Source organism: Pseudomonas citronellolis, assembly GCF_001586155.1.
Lineage (GTDB): Bacteria > Pseudomonadota > Gammaproteobacteria > Pseudomonadales > Pseudomonadaceae > Pseudomonas > Pseudomonas citronellolis.
Window position 1 is genome coordinate 5,043,436 of sequence record NZ_CP014158.1, and the last position, 17,129, is coordinate 5,060,564.

Annotated in this window: 12 protein-coding genes; 5 read left to right on the forward strand and 7 right to left on the reverse strand. The window is 69.2% G+C overall.

All coding sequences use genetic code 11. From position 1 onward, the window contains the following. Positions 1-668: 668 nt before the first annotated feature. The 5 genes from PcP3B5_RS21920 to recQ all read right to left on the reverse strand — a co-directional run bounded on the left by PcP3B5_RS21920 (position 669) and on the right by recQ (position 8,098). On the reverse strand, positions 669-2,750 hold the full coding sequence (locus PcP3B5_RS21920) for a motility hub landmark protein FimV (RefSeq protein ID WP_061562393.1): 2,082 nt from the start codon (positions 2,748-2,750) through the stop codon (positions 669-671). A 281-nt stretch (positions 2,751-3,031) separates the two neighbouring features. Beyond that, the gene (gene slyA, locus PcP3B5_RS21925) at positions 3,032-3,466 is read right to left on the reverse strand and encodes a transcriptional regulator SlyA (protein WP_061562394.1); all 435 of its coding nucleotides are present in this window, start codon (positions 3,464-3,466) and stop codon (positions 3,032-3,034) included. Between the two features lie 94 nt (positions 3,467-3,560). Then, positions 3,561-4,577, reverse strand: a complete 1,017-nt coding sequence (locus tag PcP3B5_RS21930; protein ID WP_061562395.1) for a DUF2804 domain-containing protein — start codon at positions 4,575-4,577, stop codon at positions 3,561-3,563. 93 nt (positions 4,578-4,670) lie between these two features. Next, positions 4,671-5,828: a GGDEF domain-containing protein gene (locus PcP3B5_RS21935; protein WP_061562396.1), complete on the reverse strand. Its 1,158-nt coding sequence runs from the start codon at positions 5,826-5,828 to the stop codon at positions 4,671-4,673. 125 nt (positions 5,829-5,953) lie between these two features. Beyond that, on the reverse strand, positions 5,954-8,098 hold the full coding sequence (gene recQ / locus PcP3B5_RS21940; RefSeq protein WP_061562397.1) for a DNA helicase RecQ: 2,145 nt from the start codon (positions 8,096-8,098) through the stop codon (positions 5,954-5,956). Positions 8,099-9,052: 954 nt separating this feature from the next. Between recQ and PcP3B5_RS21945 the strand changes: the two genes are divergently transcribed. From PcP3B5_RS21945 to lapD, 4 genes are all read left to right on the forward strand, one after another. Further along, on the forward strand, positions 9,053-9,640 hold the full coding sequence (locus PcP3B5_RS21945) for a UPF0149 family protein (RefSeq protein ID WP_009620456.1): 588 nt from the start codon (positions 9,053-9,055) through the stop codon (positions 9,638-9,640). A 10-nt stretch (positions 9,641-9,650) separates the two neighbouring features. Further along, positions 9,651-10,052 carry a YbaN family protein gene (locus PcP3B5_RS21950; RefSeq protein WP_009620458.1) on the forward strand — a complete coding sequence of 134 codons (402 nt, stop codon included), beginning with the start codon at positions 9,651-9,653 and terminating at the stop codon, positions 10,050-10,052. A 62-nt stretch (positions 10,053-10,114) separates the two neighbouring features. Continuing rightward, on the forward strand, positions 10,115-10,816 hold the full coding sequence (lapG, locus tag PcP3B5_RS21955; RefSeq protein ID WP_061562398.1) for a cysteine protease LapG: 702 nt from the start codon (positions 10,115-10,117) through the stop codon (positions 10,814-10,816). 9 nt (positions 10,817-10,825) lie between these two features. Beyond that, on the forward strand, positions 10,826-12,775 hold the full coding sequence (lapD, locus tag PcP3B5_RS21960; protein ID WP_061562399.1) for a cyclic di-GMP receptor LapD: 1,950 nt from the start codon (positions 10,826-10,828) through the stop codon (positions 12,773-12,775). A gap of 311 nt (positions 12,776-13,086) precedes the next feature. Here the strand turns inward: lapD and PcP3B5_RS21965 are convergent, their stop codons facing one another. Further along, positions 13,087-13,419 (reverse strand): hypothetical protein, encoded by a 333-nt coding sequence (locus PcP3B5_RS21965; protein ID WP_043271016.1) that lies wholly within the window; start codon positions 13,417-13,419, stop codon positions 13,087-13,089. An 11-nt stretch (positions 13,420-13,430) separates the two neighbouring features. Then, on the reverse strand, positions 13,431-14,921 hold the full coding sequence (pap, locus tag PcP3B5_RS21970) for a polyphosphate:AMP phosphotransferase (protein ID WP_009620467.1): 1,491 nt from the start codon (positions 14,919-14,921) through the stop codon (positions 13,431-13,433). A gap of 107 nt (positions 14,922-15,028) precedes the next feature. Between pap and mnmC the strand changes: the two genes are divergently transcribed. Next, positions 15,029-16,996 carry a bifunctional tRNA (5-methylaminomethyl-2-thiouridine)(34)-methyltransferase MnmC2/FAD-dependent 5-carboxymethylaminomethyl-2-thiouridine(34) oxidoreductase MnmC1 gene (mnmC, locus tag PcP3B5_RS21975; RefSeq protein ID WP_061562400.1) on the forward strand — a complete coding sequence of 656 codons (1,968 nt, stop codon included), beginning with the start codon at positions 15,029-15,031 and terminating at the stop codon, positions 16,994-16,996. Positions 16,997-17,129: the final 133 nt, after the last annotated feature.

Genomic DNA, 17,129 nt, shown 5'->3' on the forward strand with positions numbered 1-17,129 from the left:
CGGCGGATAACCGCGAACGGTTATTCGCCCTACGGTCGGACGCGGGTGTAGGAGCGACTGTCTTGCCGACTGCGCCAGGGCGCTCTTCGTAGGATGGGTTGAGCCTGCGAAACCCATGCGGCCACAGTGATGGGTATCGCTTCGCTCAACCCATCCTACGGGGTGTGTGGTGGTGTAGGAGCGCGCCCTGCGCGCGATATCGCGGGCAGGGCCCGCTCCTACAGGTCGCCGGGAGGCACGGTATTCCTTCCCCTGTAGGAGCGGACCTTGTCCGCGATAGCCGGACATCCCAGCGCGATTCGCGGATGAGATCCGCTCCTACCGTACGAGCGGGCACGGCTCGCTCCTACGAAGAGCCCTCCGGCGTGGCCTGCAAGACAGTTGCTCCCCCGCGCCATTCCCCTCGGGATTGAGGGAGCAGGCCTGCGGCTCCCTCACCCTAACCCTCTCCCGGAGGGAGAGGGGACCGTTCGGTGTGCTCGGGGAGATTGGAGTTAGCCGGAGAGTAAGGATTCTCCGGCTGAAACCTCACTCCCAGCCGGCACGTACTGCCCCCTCTCCCTCCGGGAGAGGGCTGGGGTGAGGGGAAAGCCCGAGCGCCGAGCCTCACCGGCTTCAGGCAACAAAAAGCCCGGCACAAGGCCGGGCTCCGGATGACTCAGGATGCTTCAGGCAATCCGCGCCAACAGCTCGCGGGCCTCTTCCTGTTCCTGCTTGTCGCCCTTCTGCAACACCTGCTCAAGGATCCGGTAGGCCTCGTCGAGGTCGCCGCGGTCGATGCAGGCACGGGCCTGGTCGAGGCTGGCCAGCAACTTGTCCTGCTCGCCGCCGGAACGGCTCGGCAGGCCGAAGGCGCCGGCCTGTTCGTCGTCCAGGTCGAACTCGGTGACTTCGGGCAACTCGCGCAGGTTGCTGCGGAAATCCTTCAGCAGATCGTCGGTGTGGTCCTTGCCGCCCTTGGCCGGCGAGCCCTTGGGCGAATCGAAGGCGTCCAGGCTGTTCCAGTCCAGGTCCAGGGACAGTTCGCCCAGGTTCAGGTCGCCGGCGTCGCTCAGCGGCGGCTGTGCCGGCGCGGGGTGCTCGCCGATGTCGCCCAGTTCCAGCCCGTCCCATTCGCCGAGGCCGTCGCTGATGGCCTGCTCGTCTTCGCGCTCGAGCATGGCGGGGTAGCGGGCCTTGAGCTGGTCGATCTGCTTCTGGTCGCCGCCCATCGCCTGCAACGCCCGCTCCTGCTCGTGGAAGGCGGTCCGGTCGCCGAGCTCGGCGAGCACCAGCAGCAGCTTCAGACGCAGGTCGCGGCGCTGCGGTTCGGCGGCGACGGACTTGACCAGCATGTCACGGGCCTGGCCGAAGCGGCCGTAGGCGATGTAGATGTTCGCCCCTTCCAGGCTGTCGCTGCTGGCCGCCGGCAGCCGTGCCAGGGAGGCTTCGTTGACGCTGGCCAGCGGCTCGACGGCGGAAGCCACCACCGGCCTGGCCGGTGCTGCCGGGCGGGCCGGCGCCAGCGGCGGCAGGCTGACGGCCTCGGGCTGCGCCTGGGGCGGCTCGTCGCCGCTGGGCTTGCGCCGGCGCTTGTAGACCAGGCCCAGGGCCAGCACCAGGGCTGCCAGGGCGGCCCACGGCCAATAGCGGCTCAGGGAAGCGTTTTCTTCATCCTGCGCGGCGGGCGCCTGGGGCGCCGGCTTGGCGGCTTCCGCCGTCGGCGCAGGCGCAGCAGCCGGTGCAGCCACGGGTGCGGCAGGCGCGGCTTCAGGCACCTGAGCGCTGGCCGGCGCGGCCGCTTGCTCGGCCTGGCGCCGGGCCAGCTCGGCCTGCAGGCTCTGCACCTGCTGGTCGCGGCTTTCCAAGGCCTTCTGCAGGGTGTCGAGCTGCTGTTGCAGGGTGTCCATGCGCTGGTTCAGGCGCTCGCGCTCGGCGGTCAGGTCGACCAGTTGCCCTTGGGCCTGGGCCACCGTCGCCTCGCTCGGCGCCGGCGCGGCAGGCGCGGCGCTGGTCGGCGCGGCGGCAGCAGCGGTGTTCGTGGCAGCCGCAGGCGCAGCCTGGCCGGCGGGCAGCACCAACTGGTAGCCGAGGCGCAGGCGGTGCGGGTTGCCGCCGATGAACGCCTGCGGGTTGAGCTGCTGCAGCTGGGTCATCAGCGCCTGGCGGGCGGCGCCCTTGGCGCCCAGGCGGCCGGAGATGCTCCACAGGGTGTCGCCCGCGGCGGTGGTGTAGCGCCCCTCGCCCGCGGCGATGGGCGCGCTCGGAACGGGTGCCGGGCGCGCTGCCGCACTGCGCTTGGCCGGGCGGCTGGCTGCCGGGCCGCTGTCGGCGCCGCGCGTGGGAGCGCTCTGGGCATAGCTGCCGCCGGCATAGCCCGGCGGGTCGATCAGCAGTGTGTACTCGCGCAGCAGGCGGCCGTTGGGACGCTCCAGTTCGAGGAGGAAATTCAGGTAGGGCTCGTGCACCGGCTGGGTGGAAACCACACGGATGTAACCGCGGCCGTTACGGATCACCGGGGTGAAGCGCAGGTTCTGCAGGAAGGCGGTGCGGTCCACGCCCATGCGCTCGAAGGTGGCCATGTCGGCCAGGCGGGCGATGAGTTCGTCACTGCTCAGGTCGCCGGGCTGCAGCAGTTCGATCTCCGCATCCAGCGGCTGGTTCAGCGCCGAGCGCACGGTGATGTCGCCGAGCCCCAGAGCATGGGCCTGGGAAGTCATGAGTGCCGAGAGTACGGCCATTGCCAGCGGCAAGCGAGTGAGTCGAGCCATAGGTCCCATCCCAGTTGTGTCCAGGTCTGCAGGCCATCCTTGACCTCGCTGTGCGATCGGTCGTGCTGTCCATGCAATATAGACGCCCATCCGGGACGTGGGTTGGCCCGGCAACGCCATAAAGGCTCATTGCCATCACGATTAGGCGCAGGTCCCGTCTAGGTCAAGACAATTCGTCGGAAACCCGGCGAAAGGTCTGGGTGCCACTCCGAACGGATGACGGCCCCCGTAGGAGCCGTCAGAAGTTTGGCAATTCTACTCGAAAGAGTGTGAAGAATCGCTCAGTTCTTTTCCAGGTTGGAGAGAATGCGGGAGAGGATTTTCTGACAGGTTGCTATGTCCGACTCGTCGATGCCGGCCAATACGTCATTACGTACGCTGGCGGCGATGTTCTCGATGTCGGCGATCAGCACGTCGGCCTTGGGCGTCAGGCAGATGCGCTTGGCGCGGCGGTCCTCGGCCACCGCCTGGCGGCGCACCAGGCCCTGGGATTCGAGGCCGTCGAGCAGGCGAGCGAGGGTCGGGCCTTCGACGCCGACCGATTGCGCGAGCTCGCGCTGGGTGGGGATGCCGGAATTGCGCGCCAGGTGCAACAGCACCAGCCAACGGGCCTGGGAAAGCCCCAGGTGGCTGAGGCGGCGGTCGAGTTCGGCGCGCCATGCACGCGAGGCCTGGGCCAGTTGGGTGCCGAAGTAGTGCTTGTCTTTATCTGTCATTGTGCTGCAGCAGTTTCAGGCTAATTGATTTGGCTAATTATTAGTCGGCTAATCAAGCCCGTACAATGACATTTTGTCGCAGGGCTTTACCCGTTCACCATTTGGCGTACTGGTCCTCGACGAAGCCCCACAGGTCGTCGATGACCAGCGACGCGCGGCCATGGGGGCGCAGCTCGCCGCGGAAGCGCCCGAAGATCTGCTTGAAGTTGCTCGCCAGCAGGCCCAGGTTCAGGCGTTCGCGATGCAGGCCGCGGGCCTCGAAGGTGAGGTCCACCTGGCCGTCGAAGGAGCGGATGCGCCAGGGGCCCAGCTCCCGGTCGCGGTCGAACTCGAAACGCACGCTGTCGACCTTGCACAACTCGCCGTCGAGCCAGAAGCAGTTCTCGGTGAAGCTGGTCTCGTTAACCCCGCACGACAGGTTCAGCCCCACCCGCCTCCCCTGCGCTTCGCCGGACAGGCAGGCCCAGTTCCAGAAGGTCTCGCGGCGCATGTAGCCGGCCGACCAGTCGTGGTGGGCGAAGGCGTCGATGGCGCGCAGGTCGAAGTCGCCCAGGGCGCTGCGCACCTGGCCCGCGCAGCGCACCCCGGCGACCTTGCGCGCGTATACCCAGCCGTTCACCGCCGCGGGCGTGCACAGGCTCATGGGCTGGAAGGCCGGTTCCGCCTCGTCGAAACAGGCGTCGATGCGCGTGCCGTCGTCCAGTTCCACCAACAGGCGCTTGCGCAGCGGCCCGGCAGAGTTCTCCAGGCGCAACCGGTTGCGCCCCTGGCGCAGTTCGCAGGCGCCGTCGTCCGGGCGCTGCGAGAAGCGCGTGCCCAAGCCCAGCGGGCATTTGAAGCGACGTTCGAGCATGCGCCCGCTGCGCGGCTCGTAGAGGTAGACGAAGCCGACGGCCACCAGGCTCAGTTCGGCCAGGGCGCAGCCGCCGATCAGCTGCGGGCTGATCAGGCCGAAGTACTGGAACTGGTGGAAATTGCGCCACTTGCTCAGCGCGCCCAGCTTGCGCCCCATGGGCGAGCGGTAGTCGAAGTCGCGGTGGTTGACGTCCTGCGGGGTCTCGGCGAACACCCCGTAGTGGGGCTGGCCGTTGGCCTGGATCAGTCGCTGCATGGCGGGCGCTCGGCTGCGGGGTCGGCGGCATCCTAGCACCGGCGTACCAGCGGGCGCAGTCACCGGCGGCGCCAGGACGGGGGACCGAATGGGTCAGGCCACCACCTGGTTGCGGCCGAACGCCTTGGCCTCGTAGAGGGCGCGGTCGGCGTGGGCGTAGATCGCCTGCTGGGCCGAGGCGGCGCCGGGTTGCAGGCAGGAAACGCCGATGGACAGCGTCACCTCCGCCGCGGTGCTCGACCCCTCGTGGCTGATGCCCAGGCTCTGCACCGCCTGGCGCAACACCTCGGCGCGCTGCCGGGCCTCGTCCAGGTCGGTGCCATAGAGCAGCACGGCGAACTCCTCGCCGCCCAGGCGCACGGCCATGTCCAGCGGCCGCCGCGCGCTGGCCGCCAGGGCCCTGCCTATGCTGCGCAGCACCTCGTCGCCGGCCTGGTGGCCATAGCGGTCGTTGTAGGCCTTGAAGTGGTCGACGTCGCAGAGCAGCAGCGACAGCGGCGTGCCGTCGCGCTGGGCCTGGCGCCACAGGCGCTCTAACTGGCGGTCGAAGCTGCGCCGGTTGTGCAGGCCGGTGAGGGCGTCGTGGTCGGCCATCTGGCGCATCAGCCGGCTGACCAGGAAGTGCTCGCGGGACTTGTACTCCAGCAGGTAGCAGCCCACCGCGCCGACCAGGTTGCCCAGCAGCAGGAACACCAGGTTGTTCAGCAGCTTGGCCGGCGCCAGGCCGGCGTAGAGCTCGCAGCCCAGGTAGGCCAGGAGGATCAGCGAGGCCGAGCCCAACGCCTCGGAAAAGCGCAGGCCGACCAGGAAGTAGGCGGCCATGCTGACCAGCAGCAGGCCCTCGTAGGGATAGCCGGGGTCGACGCGGTGGGCGATGCCCACCACCACGGCGGCGCCGATGCCCACGGCGAGGATGCAGGCGAGGCTCAGCGGCACCACCAGGCGCACGAAGCGCCGTTGCAGGATCAGCCCGCCGCAGACCACCAGCAGCACCAGCACCGCGGCGCGCACGGCGAGCATGCTCCAGTGCTCCGGCCCCGGGATCAGCAGCAGGTCGATGGCCGCCAGCGCCAGCCAGGCCAGCACGGCGAAGCCGAGGGCGCTGCACTTGAGGGCGAAGTTGTCTTCCAGCAGGTAGGCGCGGTACTCACCTTCCACGGGCGCGTCGAAGCGCAGGCGGCGGAAACCGCGGGCGAGCTGTTCGGCGTAGGGGTTGGCGCGCACGTCGTCGAGCCAGGCATGTTGTGGCACGTCCGCCTCTTCTGGTGGAGGTCTTGGCCACACCTTAGCCCGTTGCGAAGCGCGTCACAAGTTTGTCGCCTCGAAACGCCACTTTTCTGTCAGCCATCAGAGCGCCAGCATGGCCGGCGCCGGTCTCAGACTTCCAGCTCGGCCTGCAGCGCGGCGCGCACGCAATGCAGCACGCCCTGCGGCACGCGGCCCTCGAAGCGCTCGGCCAGGGCCGCTACCGGCGGCAGCTCGCCGTCCTCTTCGAGGAAGGCATCCTGCACTTCGGCCAGCAGCTCCTCGGGCAGGTCCAGGGCCTGTTCCAGGCTCAGCTGCTGCGCGGCAATGGCCTCGGCCAACAGGTTGTAGACGTTCTTCTCGGTGCAATCGAGCTGGCGGGCGATCTGCGCCGGGGTCATGCCGGCGCGGGCCAGGCTGACCAGTTCGTGGCTGAGGTCGACCACCGGCGCCGGCGTGGCGGGCGCCGCCTCGGACTCGGTGAGCACGTCGAGGAAGGCCTGGCCGTAGCGCTCCAGCTTGCGCGCGCCGACGCCGCTGACCTGGGCCATGGCGGTGAGCGTGGTCGGCTGGCTGCGCAGCATTTCCAGCAGGGTGGCATCGGGGAAGATGACGTAGGGCGGCACCGAATGTTCCTGCGCCAGCTTGCGCCGCAGGGTGCGCAGGGCTTCCCACATTTCGCGCTCTTCCTGGCGCACCAGCTGGCTGGCCGGGCTGGCGCCGCCGGATGACGGGGACTTGCTGCGCTGCGGCTTGGGATCGCGGCGCAGGGCCAGCGTCTCCTCGCCACGCAGCAGCGGCCGGCAGGCCTCGGTCAGGCGCAGGCTGCCGTAGCCGTCGAGGTCGACGTCGGCCAGGCCGCGCGCCACCAACTGGCGGAACAGGGTGCGCCACTCGTCCTCGGGGCGGCCCTTGCCGATGCCGAACACCGCCAGGTGCTGGTGGCCGAGGCTGCGCACCTTCTCGGTTTCCTTGCCCATCAGGATGTCCACCAGGTGGCCGACGCCGTAGCGCTGGCCGCTGCGGTAGATGGCCGACAGCGCCTGGCGCGCGGGCTCGGTGGCGTCCCAGGTCTCGACGCCGTCGACGCAGTTGTCGCAATGCCCGCAGGGGTTGGGCATGACCTCGTCGAAGTAGGCCAGCAGCGCCTGGCGCCGGCAGCGCGGCTCCTCGCACAGGGCCAGCATGGCTTCGAGCTTGTGCCGTTCGACGCGCTTGTGGCGCTCGTCGCCCTCGGAGTTCTGCATCATCTGCCGCAGCAGCAGCACGTCCTGCAGGCCGTAGGCCATCCAGGCGTCCGCCGGCAGGCCGTCGCGGCCGGCGCGGCCAGTTTCCTGGTAGTAGGCCTCCAGGCTCTTGGGCAGGTCGAGGTGGGCGACGAAGCGCACGTTGGGCTTGTCGATGCCCATGCCGAAGGCGATGGTCGCCACCATGATCAGCCCTTCCTCGTTGAGGAAGCGCTTCTGGTGGAAGGCGCGCAGCTCGTTGGACAGCCCGGCGTGGTACGGCAGCGCCGGGAAGCCCTGGTTGGAGAGGAACTCGGCGACCTCCTCGACCTTCTTGCGCGACAGGCAGTAGACGATGCCGGCGTCGCCGCGGCGCTCGGCGAGGAAGCCCAGCAGCTGCTTGCGCGGCTGCTCCTTGGGCACGATGCGGTAGAAGATGTTCGGCCGGTCGAAGCTGGAGAGGAACTGCTCGGCGTTCTGCAGGTGCAGGCGCTGGATCATCTCCTCGCGGGTGCGCATGTCCGCCGTGGCGGTCAGGGCGATGCGCGGCACGTGGGGGAACAGTTCGGCGAGCTGGCCCAGTTGCAGGTATTCCGGGCGGAAGTCGTGGCCCCATTGCGACACGCAGTGTGCCTCGTCGATGGCGAACAGACCGACGTTCAGGCGCTGCAGGAAGTCCAGCATGCGCGGCTGCACCAGGCGCTCGGGGGCGAGGTAGAGCAGCTTGATCTCGCCGCGCTGCAGGCGCGCGGCGATGTCTCGCTGCGCCTCGGGGCTGAGCGAGGAGTTCAGCGCGGCGACCGGCACGCCCAGCTCGTCGAGGGTGGCGACCTGGTCTTCCATCAGCGCGATCAGCGGCGAAACCACCACGGTCAGGCCCTCGCGCAGCAGCGCCGGGACCTGGAAGCACAGCGACTTGCCGCCGCCGGTGGGCATCAGCACCAGGGCGTCGCCGCCGCTGGCCACGCGTTCGATGATGCGAGCCTGGTTGCCGCGGAAGGCGTCGTAGCCGAATACGTCTTTGAGGATGCGCTGGGCCTGGTCGAGCATGGGGGACTCCGTTTCGAGCCGGGCATTATACGCAAGCGGGGCGATGGGGGTGGGTCAGCCGTCGCAATGGATGGAGGCACCTGCTCTATTAGAGCGCCCTCTCCCTGACGGAAGAGAGCGCCGTTCGTGCCGCCGGGGCGTCCGGCGTGGCCGGAGAATCCAATCGCGGACAGAGTCCGCTCCTACGCCCGGCCTTCCCGGAACTGTAGGAGCGGGCCCTGCCCGCGATTTCGCGCGCAGGGCGCGCTCCTACATGGGAATGGTGCGGGTGGGCGGCGTAGGAGCGGCTCTCACCCGCGAATCGCGCCGATATGTCCGGCTATCGCGAACAGGGTCCGCTCCTACGAAGAGCCCCACGGCGTGGCCGGCAAGGCAATCCCGTAGGATGGGTTGAGCGAAGCGATACCCATCGCCGCCACCGCATGGGTTTCGCAAGCTCAACCCATCCTACGAAGAGCACCTCGGCGCAAGACAGTTACGCCTAAGGTTCAGGCGTAGGAGCGGACTCCGCCCTACGATGAAACATCCGAGCGCACCGAAACGCCCCTTCAGAAGGCCGAACGAACCCCCCGCTCAGGAGGTTCGCGAATGGCGTTCTGCCGGGTGGGGTCGGTGCGAGTCCTGAAGAGCGCCCTCTCCCTAACCCTCTCCCTGAAGGGAGAGGGGACCGTTCGGAGCGCGCTGATGTTTCGGCGTTAGCCGGCTACTCCGCGCCATCAGGATGAAACCACACCTCCTCTCGGCACGGACTAGCCCCCTCTCCCTTCAGGGAGAGGGCTGGGGAGAGGGAACGGAGTCAATCCAAGGCTCCGTTGCAACCGGGGAACTCCGTTCGCGAGCAAGCTCGCTCCCACGAAAAGCAGAACCCTACGCCGGCCACCAAGCCCCGTGGCTGGCCCGCGGGCCGCGGAAAGACTACAATTCAGGCCCGCATCCCCGCCGAGGTAGTAACCGATGTCCTTCGCCGACCAACTGGCCCGCCTGCAAGCCTTTCTCGATGCCGACGACCTGCACGAGGAAGCCTTGGACTATGTCGCGGCCCACGGCTACCTGACCGCCTTGGCGATCTGCCCCGACCAGGTGCCCGACCGCGAGTGGATCGATGCGCTCTTCGCCGAGCCGCCGCACTACCGCAGCGAGGCCGAGCGCGAGGAAATCGAGGGCTCCCTGCTGCTGCTCAAGGCGCACATCACCCGCCAGTTGGCCGGCGACGAGGAACTGGAGCTGCCCTGCGAGCCCTACCTGGGCGACGAACCGGACGACTCCGACATCCGCGGCTGGTGCATCGGCTTCATGGAAGGCGTGTTCCTGCGCGAGGCCGTGTGGTTCGAGCAGGCCGAGGAAGAAGTCAGCGAGCTGCTGCTGCCGATCATGGTCGGTTCCGGGCTGTTCGACGAGCAGCCGGAGTTCGACGAGATCGCCCGCGACCGCCACCTGGTGGACGACATGGTCGCGCAGATCCCCGAGCTGCTGACCAACCTGTTCCTGCTCTGCCAGGCCCCGGAAGAGAAGCCGGCGCTGCTCAAGCCCCGCCAACACTGATCCGGCGCCTATGGCAACGCGGGAAATCCGCCATAGCCGTCACGCCTGGGTGCGCTACCTGCTGCTGGCCGTCGGCTGGCTCAGCGTGGCGCTCGGCGTGGCCGGGATCTTCCTGCCGCTGCTGCCCACCACGCCCTTCCTGCTGCTCGCCGCGGCCTGCTTCATGCGCAGTTCGCAGCGCTTCTACGACTGGCTGGTGAGCCACCCCAGGCTGGGCCCGTGGATCGGCGACTACCTGGAAGGCAACGGCATCCCGCTCAAGGGCAAGCTCTACACCGTGGGGCTGATGTGGATCAGCATCGGCTTCTCCTGCTACCTGGTCCCGCACCTCTGGGCCAGGGTGTTCATGCTCGCCAGCGCGGTGCTGGTCAGCCTGTACATCCTCCTGAAGGTGAAGACCCGCCGTCTCTGAGGCGGCATCGACAGCCGGCGAACAGCGCCTAGACTTGCCACATCCCCCCTGGAGCACTGGCGATGCAGCCATTGCGAGGAGCCCGTCGGCTGTTCGTCTGCCTGCCCCACCTCCGGGCCGGCCTGGCGCTGCTCCTCGTCCTGGCCCTGGACATCCAGGCGCAGTGGGACTTCGACGCCATCCTGCGCAAGGCCGAGCAACGCTGGGGCGACCTGGGCCCGGCGCGCCAGCGCATCCGCGACTGGGGCGAGCTGTTGCAAAGCGCCCGGGGCCAGGACGAGGCCGGCAAGCTCAAGGCCGCCAACGACTTCTTCAACGCCAGCCTGGCGTTCCGCGACGACCGCAGCGTGTGGGGCCAGGAAGACTACTGGGCGACGCCCGTCGAGGCCCTGTACAAGGGCGCCGGCGACTGCGAGGACTACGCCATCGCCAAGTACGTCACCCTGCGCCAGCTCGGCATCCCCAGCGACAAGCTGCGCATCACCTACGTCAAGGCGCTGCGCCTGAACCAGGCGCACATGGTGCTGACCTGGTACGCCAGCCCCGACGCCGAGCCGCTGGTGCTCGACAACCTCATCCCGCAGATCCGCCCCGCGTCGCAGCGCCAGGACCTGCTCCCGGTCTACGCCTTCAACGCCGAGGGGCTGTGGTTGCCCGGCCCCGGCGGCGGCAAGCGCAGCGGCAGCAGCAAGCAGCTGTCGCGCTGGCAGGACCTGTTGACCAAGATGCGCGGCGAGGGGCTGATCCTCGACGAGACGCGCTAGGAGGCATGCATGTCGCTACTCAAGCAACTCTTCCTGGCCATCTGCCTGTTCCTGGTGGTGGCCTTCGCCGGCAGCTTCGCCACCAGCCTGGAGAGTTCCCGCGAGCAGCTCATAAGCCAGTTGCGCTCCCACGCCCAGGACGCCGCCACCGCCCTGGGCCTGTCGCTGACGCCCCACGTCGACGACCCGGCGATGATCGAGCTGATGGTCAGCTCGATCTTCGACAGCGGCTACTTCGCCAGCATCCGCGTGGTGCGCATCGCCGACGGCCAGGTGCTGGTGGAACGCAAGGCCGCCCCGGGCAACGGCGAGGTGCCCGGCTGGTTCGCCCGCCTGGTCAACCTCAAGGCCGAAGGCGGCGACGCCCTGATCATGCGCGGCTGGGAACAGGCGGCGCGGGTCGAGGTGGTCAGCCACCCGCAGTTCGCCCTGGCGCGGCTGTGGGACAGCGCCCTGGGCAGCCTGGCCTGGCTGCTCGGTTGCGGGGTGGTCAGCGCGATCCTCGGCGGCTGGCTGCTGCGCACCCAGCTACGCCCGCTGGACCAGATGGTGCAACAGGCCCGGGCCATCACCCGCCGCGAATTCCTCACCCTGCCCCGCGAGCCGCGCACCCCGGAACTGCGCCGGGTGGTGCAGGCGATGAACCAGATGGTCGAGAAGCTCAAGGCGCTGTTCGCCGAGGAGGCCTCGCGCAGCGAGAAGCTGCGCGAGGAGGCCTACCAGGACAGCCTCTCCGGCCTGGCCAACCGCCGCCTATTCGACGCCCGCCTGGAAGCCCAGCTGACGCCCGGCGAGCAGAGCGCCGCCGGCTACCTGCTGCTGCTGCGCCTGAACGACCTGGCCGGGCTCAACCAGCGCCTGGGCGGCCAGCGCACCGACGCGCTGATCCGCGAAGTCGCCGGCCTGCTGCAGGGCGCCCAGGCCCAGCACGGCAAGCCCGACTGGCTGGCCGCGCGCAGCCGCGGCGGCGAGTTCACCCTGCTCGCCCCGGGGCTGGACGGCAGCGGCGCCGAGCGCCTGGCCGAAGCCCTCAGCGACCAGTTGGAAAGCCTCCAGCGCACCGGCGCCAGCGACGTCCAGCCGGTGGCGCACCTGGGCCTGGCCGCGTTCCGCCCGGGGGAAGCGGCGGCCAGCGTCCTGGCCCGCGCCGACCAGGCCCTGGCCAGCGCCCAGGCCAACGCCGAACGGCCCTGGCAGCGCCTGGACGAATCCAATGGCCAGCCGGCCCAGGACAGCCACGCCTGGCACGCCTGGATCGACAGCGCGCTGCAGAAGAGCCAGTTGCAACTGTGGTTCCAGCCGGTACGCGCCTGCGCCGACGGCGCCCTGCTGCAGCAGAAGCTGCTGGCGCGCCTGCTCGACCCGCAGGGCCAGGCGGTGGCCGCCGGGCAGTTCCTGCCCTGGGTGGAGCGCTTCGGCTGGGCGGCCCGCCTGGACCAGGCCATGCTCGAACACGCCCTGGCCCACCTGGCCCAGCACCCCGAACCCGTGGCGCTGAGCCTGTCGGCCGCCAGCGTGCGCGAGCCCCGGGCGTTGCGGCAACTGCTCGAAGCCATCAAGGCCAACCCGCAGCAGGCCGCCCTGCTGACTCTGGAACTGGACGAGCGCTACCTGCCGCCGCCGGCCGAACTGGAACAACTCGGCCAGGCAGTGCGCGAAACCGGCGCCAGCCTCGGCCTGCAGCACTTCGGCGGGCGCTTCAGCCTGATCGGCAACCTCACCCATCTGGGCCTGGCCTACCTGAAGCTCGACGGCAGCTACATCCGCGCCATCGACCAGGACCAGGCCAAGCGCCTGTTCATCGAGGCGGTGTTCCGCGCCACCAACAGCATCGACCTGCCGCTGATCGCGGAGATGGTGGAGAGCGAGGGGGAACTGCGGGTGTTGCGCGAGATGGGGATCAAGGGGGCGATGGGGCGGTTGGTCGGGGCGCCGGTGCCGTGGGGTGAGGGGGGATAGAGGGGCGCCGAATCGCGGACAGAGTCCGCGGTTACAGGGGCGCACGGACGTAGCAGCAACTGTCTGCGCCGAGGGCGCTCTTCGTAGGATGGGTTGAGCTTGCGAAACCCATGCGGTTGCGCTGATGGGTATCGCTTCGCTCAACACCATCCTACGAAAAGCCATGCTCGTTCATGCTGTAGGAGACTCTGTCCGCGATTGGATTCACCGGCCACGCCGGACACCCCGGTGGCACGAACGGCCCCCTCTCCCTCTGGGAGAGGGCTGGGGTGAGGGCGCTCTTGAGCCCAACACCAAAAAACCATGCTCCCTCAGAACAACCGCTCATCCTCCTCCTCCACCAAAGCCCCCAACCCATCCAGCCCAGCGCGAGTGGTGGCGCGGTCTTCCAGCTTGCGCCGGGCCGCTTCGGGCAGGTCGGTGTAGCGGATCAGGCCGCGACCCACCAGCACGCCAACCAGGTCCTCGATCACCCGCACCAACTCCAGGTCCGAGCGCTGCAGGGACTGCAGGCGCGCGTCCAGGGCGCCGCTCATCCAGGCCAGCACCTCGGGGTCGTCGGCCGGGGCGCCCTGGCCGCCGGCGAAGGGTTCGCGTTCGACCCGCACCAGGCGGCCGTTCTCATCGCGCTGCACGTAGACCATCGCCGTCTCCTTCACTTGTCCTTGTCGAACGCCGCCTCCAGCGCATCGTTGAGGGTGCGCAGCACCTTGACCCGGGCGAAGCGCTTGTCGTTGGCCTCGACCAGAGTCCAGGGCGCGATCTCGGTGCTGGTGCGGTCCACCATGTCGCCCACCGCGTCGACGTACTGGTCCCACTTGTCGCGGTTGCGCCAGTCTTCCTCGGTGATCTTGTAGCGCTTGAAGGGAATGCTCTCGCGCTCCTTGAAGCGCTCGTACTGGGTGTCCTTGTCGATGGCCAGCCAGAACTTCACCACCACTATGCCGAACTCCACCAGTTGCTCCTCGAAGTCGTTGATCTCCGAATAGGCGCGCAGCCAGTCGGCCGGCGGGCAGAAGCCCTCGACGCGCTCCACCAGCACCCGGCCGTACCAGGAACGGTCGAAGATGGTGAACTGCCGGCGCGCCGGCATGTGCCGCCAGAAGCGCCACAGGTAGGGCTGGGCGCGCTCCTCCTCGGTGGGCGCGGCGATGGGCACGATGTGGTACTGGCGCGGGTCCAGGGCGTCGGTGACGCGGCGGATGGCGCCGCCCTTGCCGGCGGCGTCGTTGCCCTCGAACACGGCGAGCAATGAATGCTGGCGGAAGCGCTTGTCGCGGATCAGCGTGGCCAGGCGCGCCTGCTCCCGGGCCAGTTGCGTCTTGTACTGGTCCTTGCTCAGCGCCAGGCTCAGGTCGAGGCTGTCGAGCAGGCCGCGGTTGTCCAGGCTGGCCACCAGCGGCGCGGCGTGGGGCTGCCGGCGCGGCCGGTCCTTGACGTCGAGCGCCGCCTGCAGGCCTTCGAGGATGGTGCGGCCGACGGTCAGGCTGCGGTAGCGCTCGTCCGCGCCTTCGACTATGTACCAGGGCGCGTAGTCGCGGCTGGTGCGGCGCAGCACGCGCTCGCCGTAGCGCACGAACTTGTCGTAGACCTCGCTCTGCAGCCAGTCGATCTCGCTCAGCTGCCAGGAGCGCTGGGGGTCCTTCTCCAGTGTCTTCAGGCGCTCCTTGAGCTGCTTCTTGGACAGGTGGAACCAGAACTTGAAGATCAACGCGCCCTCGTCGCAGAGCATGCGTTCGAAACGCTCGGCGGCGTCGATGGCCACGTCCAGGCGGCTGCTCTTGATGTCGCCGTTGACCCGCGCGTGGAGCATCTGGCTGTACCAGTTGCCGAAGAAGATCGCCGTGCGCCCCTTGGGCGGCAGGCGCCGCCAGAAGCGCCATTGCGGCGGGCGGGCGAGTTCCTCGTCGGTGGGCCAGAGGAAGCTGTCCACCTGGATCAGCCGCGGGTCCATCCACTCGTTGAGCAGCTTGACCGTCTCGCCCTTGCCGGCCCCCTCGATGCCGTTGATCAGGATGATCACCGGGAACCGCGCCTGCCGCTTGAGCTCGTACTGGGCCTCCAGCAAGGCTTCGCGCAGCTCTATGACTTCCCTTTCGTAGGTTTCCTTGTCGATGGAATGGCCGATCTCGGCGGACTCGAACATGCACTGCCTCCTGACTGCGGGTTGCATTGAAGGTAGCGGATGTGACGCAGGCTGTCTGCGCGGGGGATCGGCTAAAATGCGCGCTTCGCTTTCCTGCCGGTAGCCCCATGCCCGACCACCACAGCGCCCAGCTCGACTGGGACGAAAACGGCCAGCCCCTGTCGCGCGCCTACGGCGACGTGTACTTCTCCCGCGCCTCGGGCCTGGCGGAAACCCACCACGTGTTCCTCGACGGCAACCAGTTGCCGCGACGCTTCGCCGCACTGCCGGCGGGCGGGCGCCTGTGCATCGGCGAGACCGGCTTCGGCACCGGCCTGAACTTCCTCTGCGCCTGGCGCCAGTTCCAGGCCCTGGCCCCGGCGGATGCGCGCCTGCACTTCGTCAGCGTGGAGAAGTACCCGCTGCGCCGCGACGACCTGGCGCGCGCCCTGGCCCTGTGGGACGAACTGCGGCCCTGGAGCGAGCAGTTGCTGGCGCAGTACCACGCCATCCACCCCGGCTTCCAGCGCCTGCTGTTCGACGGCGGCCGGGTGGTGCTCACCCTGCTGGTGGGCGACGTGCTGGAAACCCTGCCGGAGCTGGACGCACGCATCGACGCCTGGTTCCTCGACGGCTTCTCGCCGGCGAAGAACCCGGAGATGTGGACCGAGCCGCTGTTCGCCGAGCTGGCGCGGCTGGCAGCCCCTGGCGCGACGCTGGCCACCTTCACCAGCGCCGGCTTCGTCCGCCGCGGGCTGATCGCCGCCGGCTTCGCCATGCAGCGGGTCAAGGGCTTCGGGCAGAAGCGCGAGATGCTGGTAGGCGAGTTCCAGGGCCAGCCGCAGGGCGCCGCCAAGCCCTGGTATGCGCGCCCGCCGGCGCCCGTGGGCGAGCGCCGCGCCCTGGTCGTCGGCGGCGGCCTGGCCGGCTGCGCCACGGCCGCCAGCCTGGCCGCGCGCGGCTGGAAGGTGAGCCTGTTGGAACGCCATGGCGAACTGGCCACGGAAGCCTCGGGCAACCCCCAGGGCGTGCTCTACCTCAAGCTCTCGGCCCACGGCACGGCGCTGTCGCGCCTGGTGGTGGCCGGCTTCGGCCATACCCGCCGGCTGCTGGAACGCCTGCAACGCGGCCGCGACTGTGACGCCTGCGGCGTGCTGCAGTTGGCCTTCGACGAAGCCGAGGGCAAGCGCCAGGCGAAGCTGGCCGAGGCCTTCCCCGAGGACCTGCTGCAAGCCCTGTCGAAGGAAGACGCCGAGGCCCGCGCCGGTGTCGCCCTGCCCGCCGGCGGATTGTTCTTCCCCGAAGCCGGCTGGGCGCATCCGCCGGCACTGTGCCGGGCCCTGGCCGAACACCCGAACATCGAACTGCTGAGCGGCCACGAGGTGCGCCTGGAGCGCGACGGCGGGCAGTGGCATGCCCTCGACGGCGAGCAGCGCCTGGCCTCGGCGCCGGTGGCAGTCCTGGCCACCGCGGCCGAGGTACGCGCCTTCCCCGGCGCGGCCAGCCTGCCGCTCAAGCGCATCCGCGGGCAGATCAGCCGTCTGCCGGCCACCGAAGCAAGCGAGGCACTGCGTACCGTGGTCTGCGCCGAGGGCTACGTCGCCCCGCCGCGCCTGGGCGAGCACACCCTGGGCGCCAGCTTCGACTTTCACAGCGACGACCTGCAGCCCACCGTCGCCGAGCACCAGGGCAACCTGGAACTGCTGCGGGAAATCTCCCCCGACCTGCTGCAGCGCCTGGGCCCGCAGGACCCGGCAGCCCTCGAAGGCCGCGCCGCGTTCCGTTGCACCACCCCGGACTACCTGCCGCTGATCGGCCCGCTGGCCGCGCGCGAAGCCTTCGCCGAGGCCTACGCCGTGTTGGCCAAGGACGCCCGCCAGGTGCCCGAAGCGCCCTGCCCCTGGCTCGACGGCCTGTACCTGAACAGCGCCCACGGCTCCCGCGGGCTGATCAGCGCGCCGCTGTCCGGCGAACTGCTGGCAGCCTGGCTGGACGACGAACCGCTACCCCTGCCCCGCGCCGTGGCCGAGGCCTGCCATCCCAACCGGTTCTTCCTGCGCGAGTTGGTGCGGGGGCAGAAGAAGGCTGAAGGCTGAACGGATTGTCACCGGGGCGTCCGGAGTGGCCGGCAAACCACCACGTAGGATGGCGTTGAGCGAAGCGATACCCATCAGAAAATCGTAGGGCGCATAACGCCTACGGCGTTATCCGCCGTTTGGCCTTGGTTCC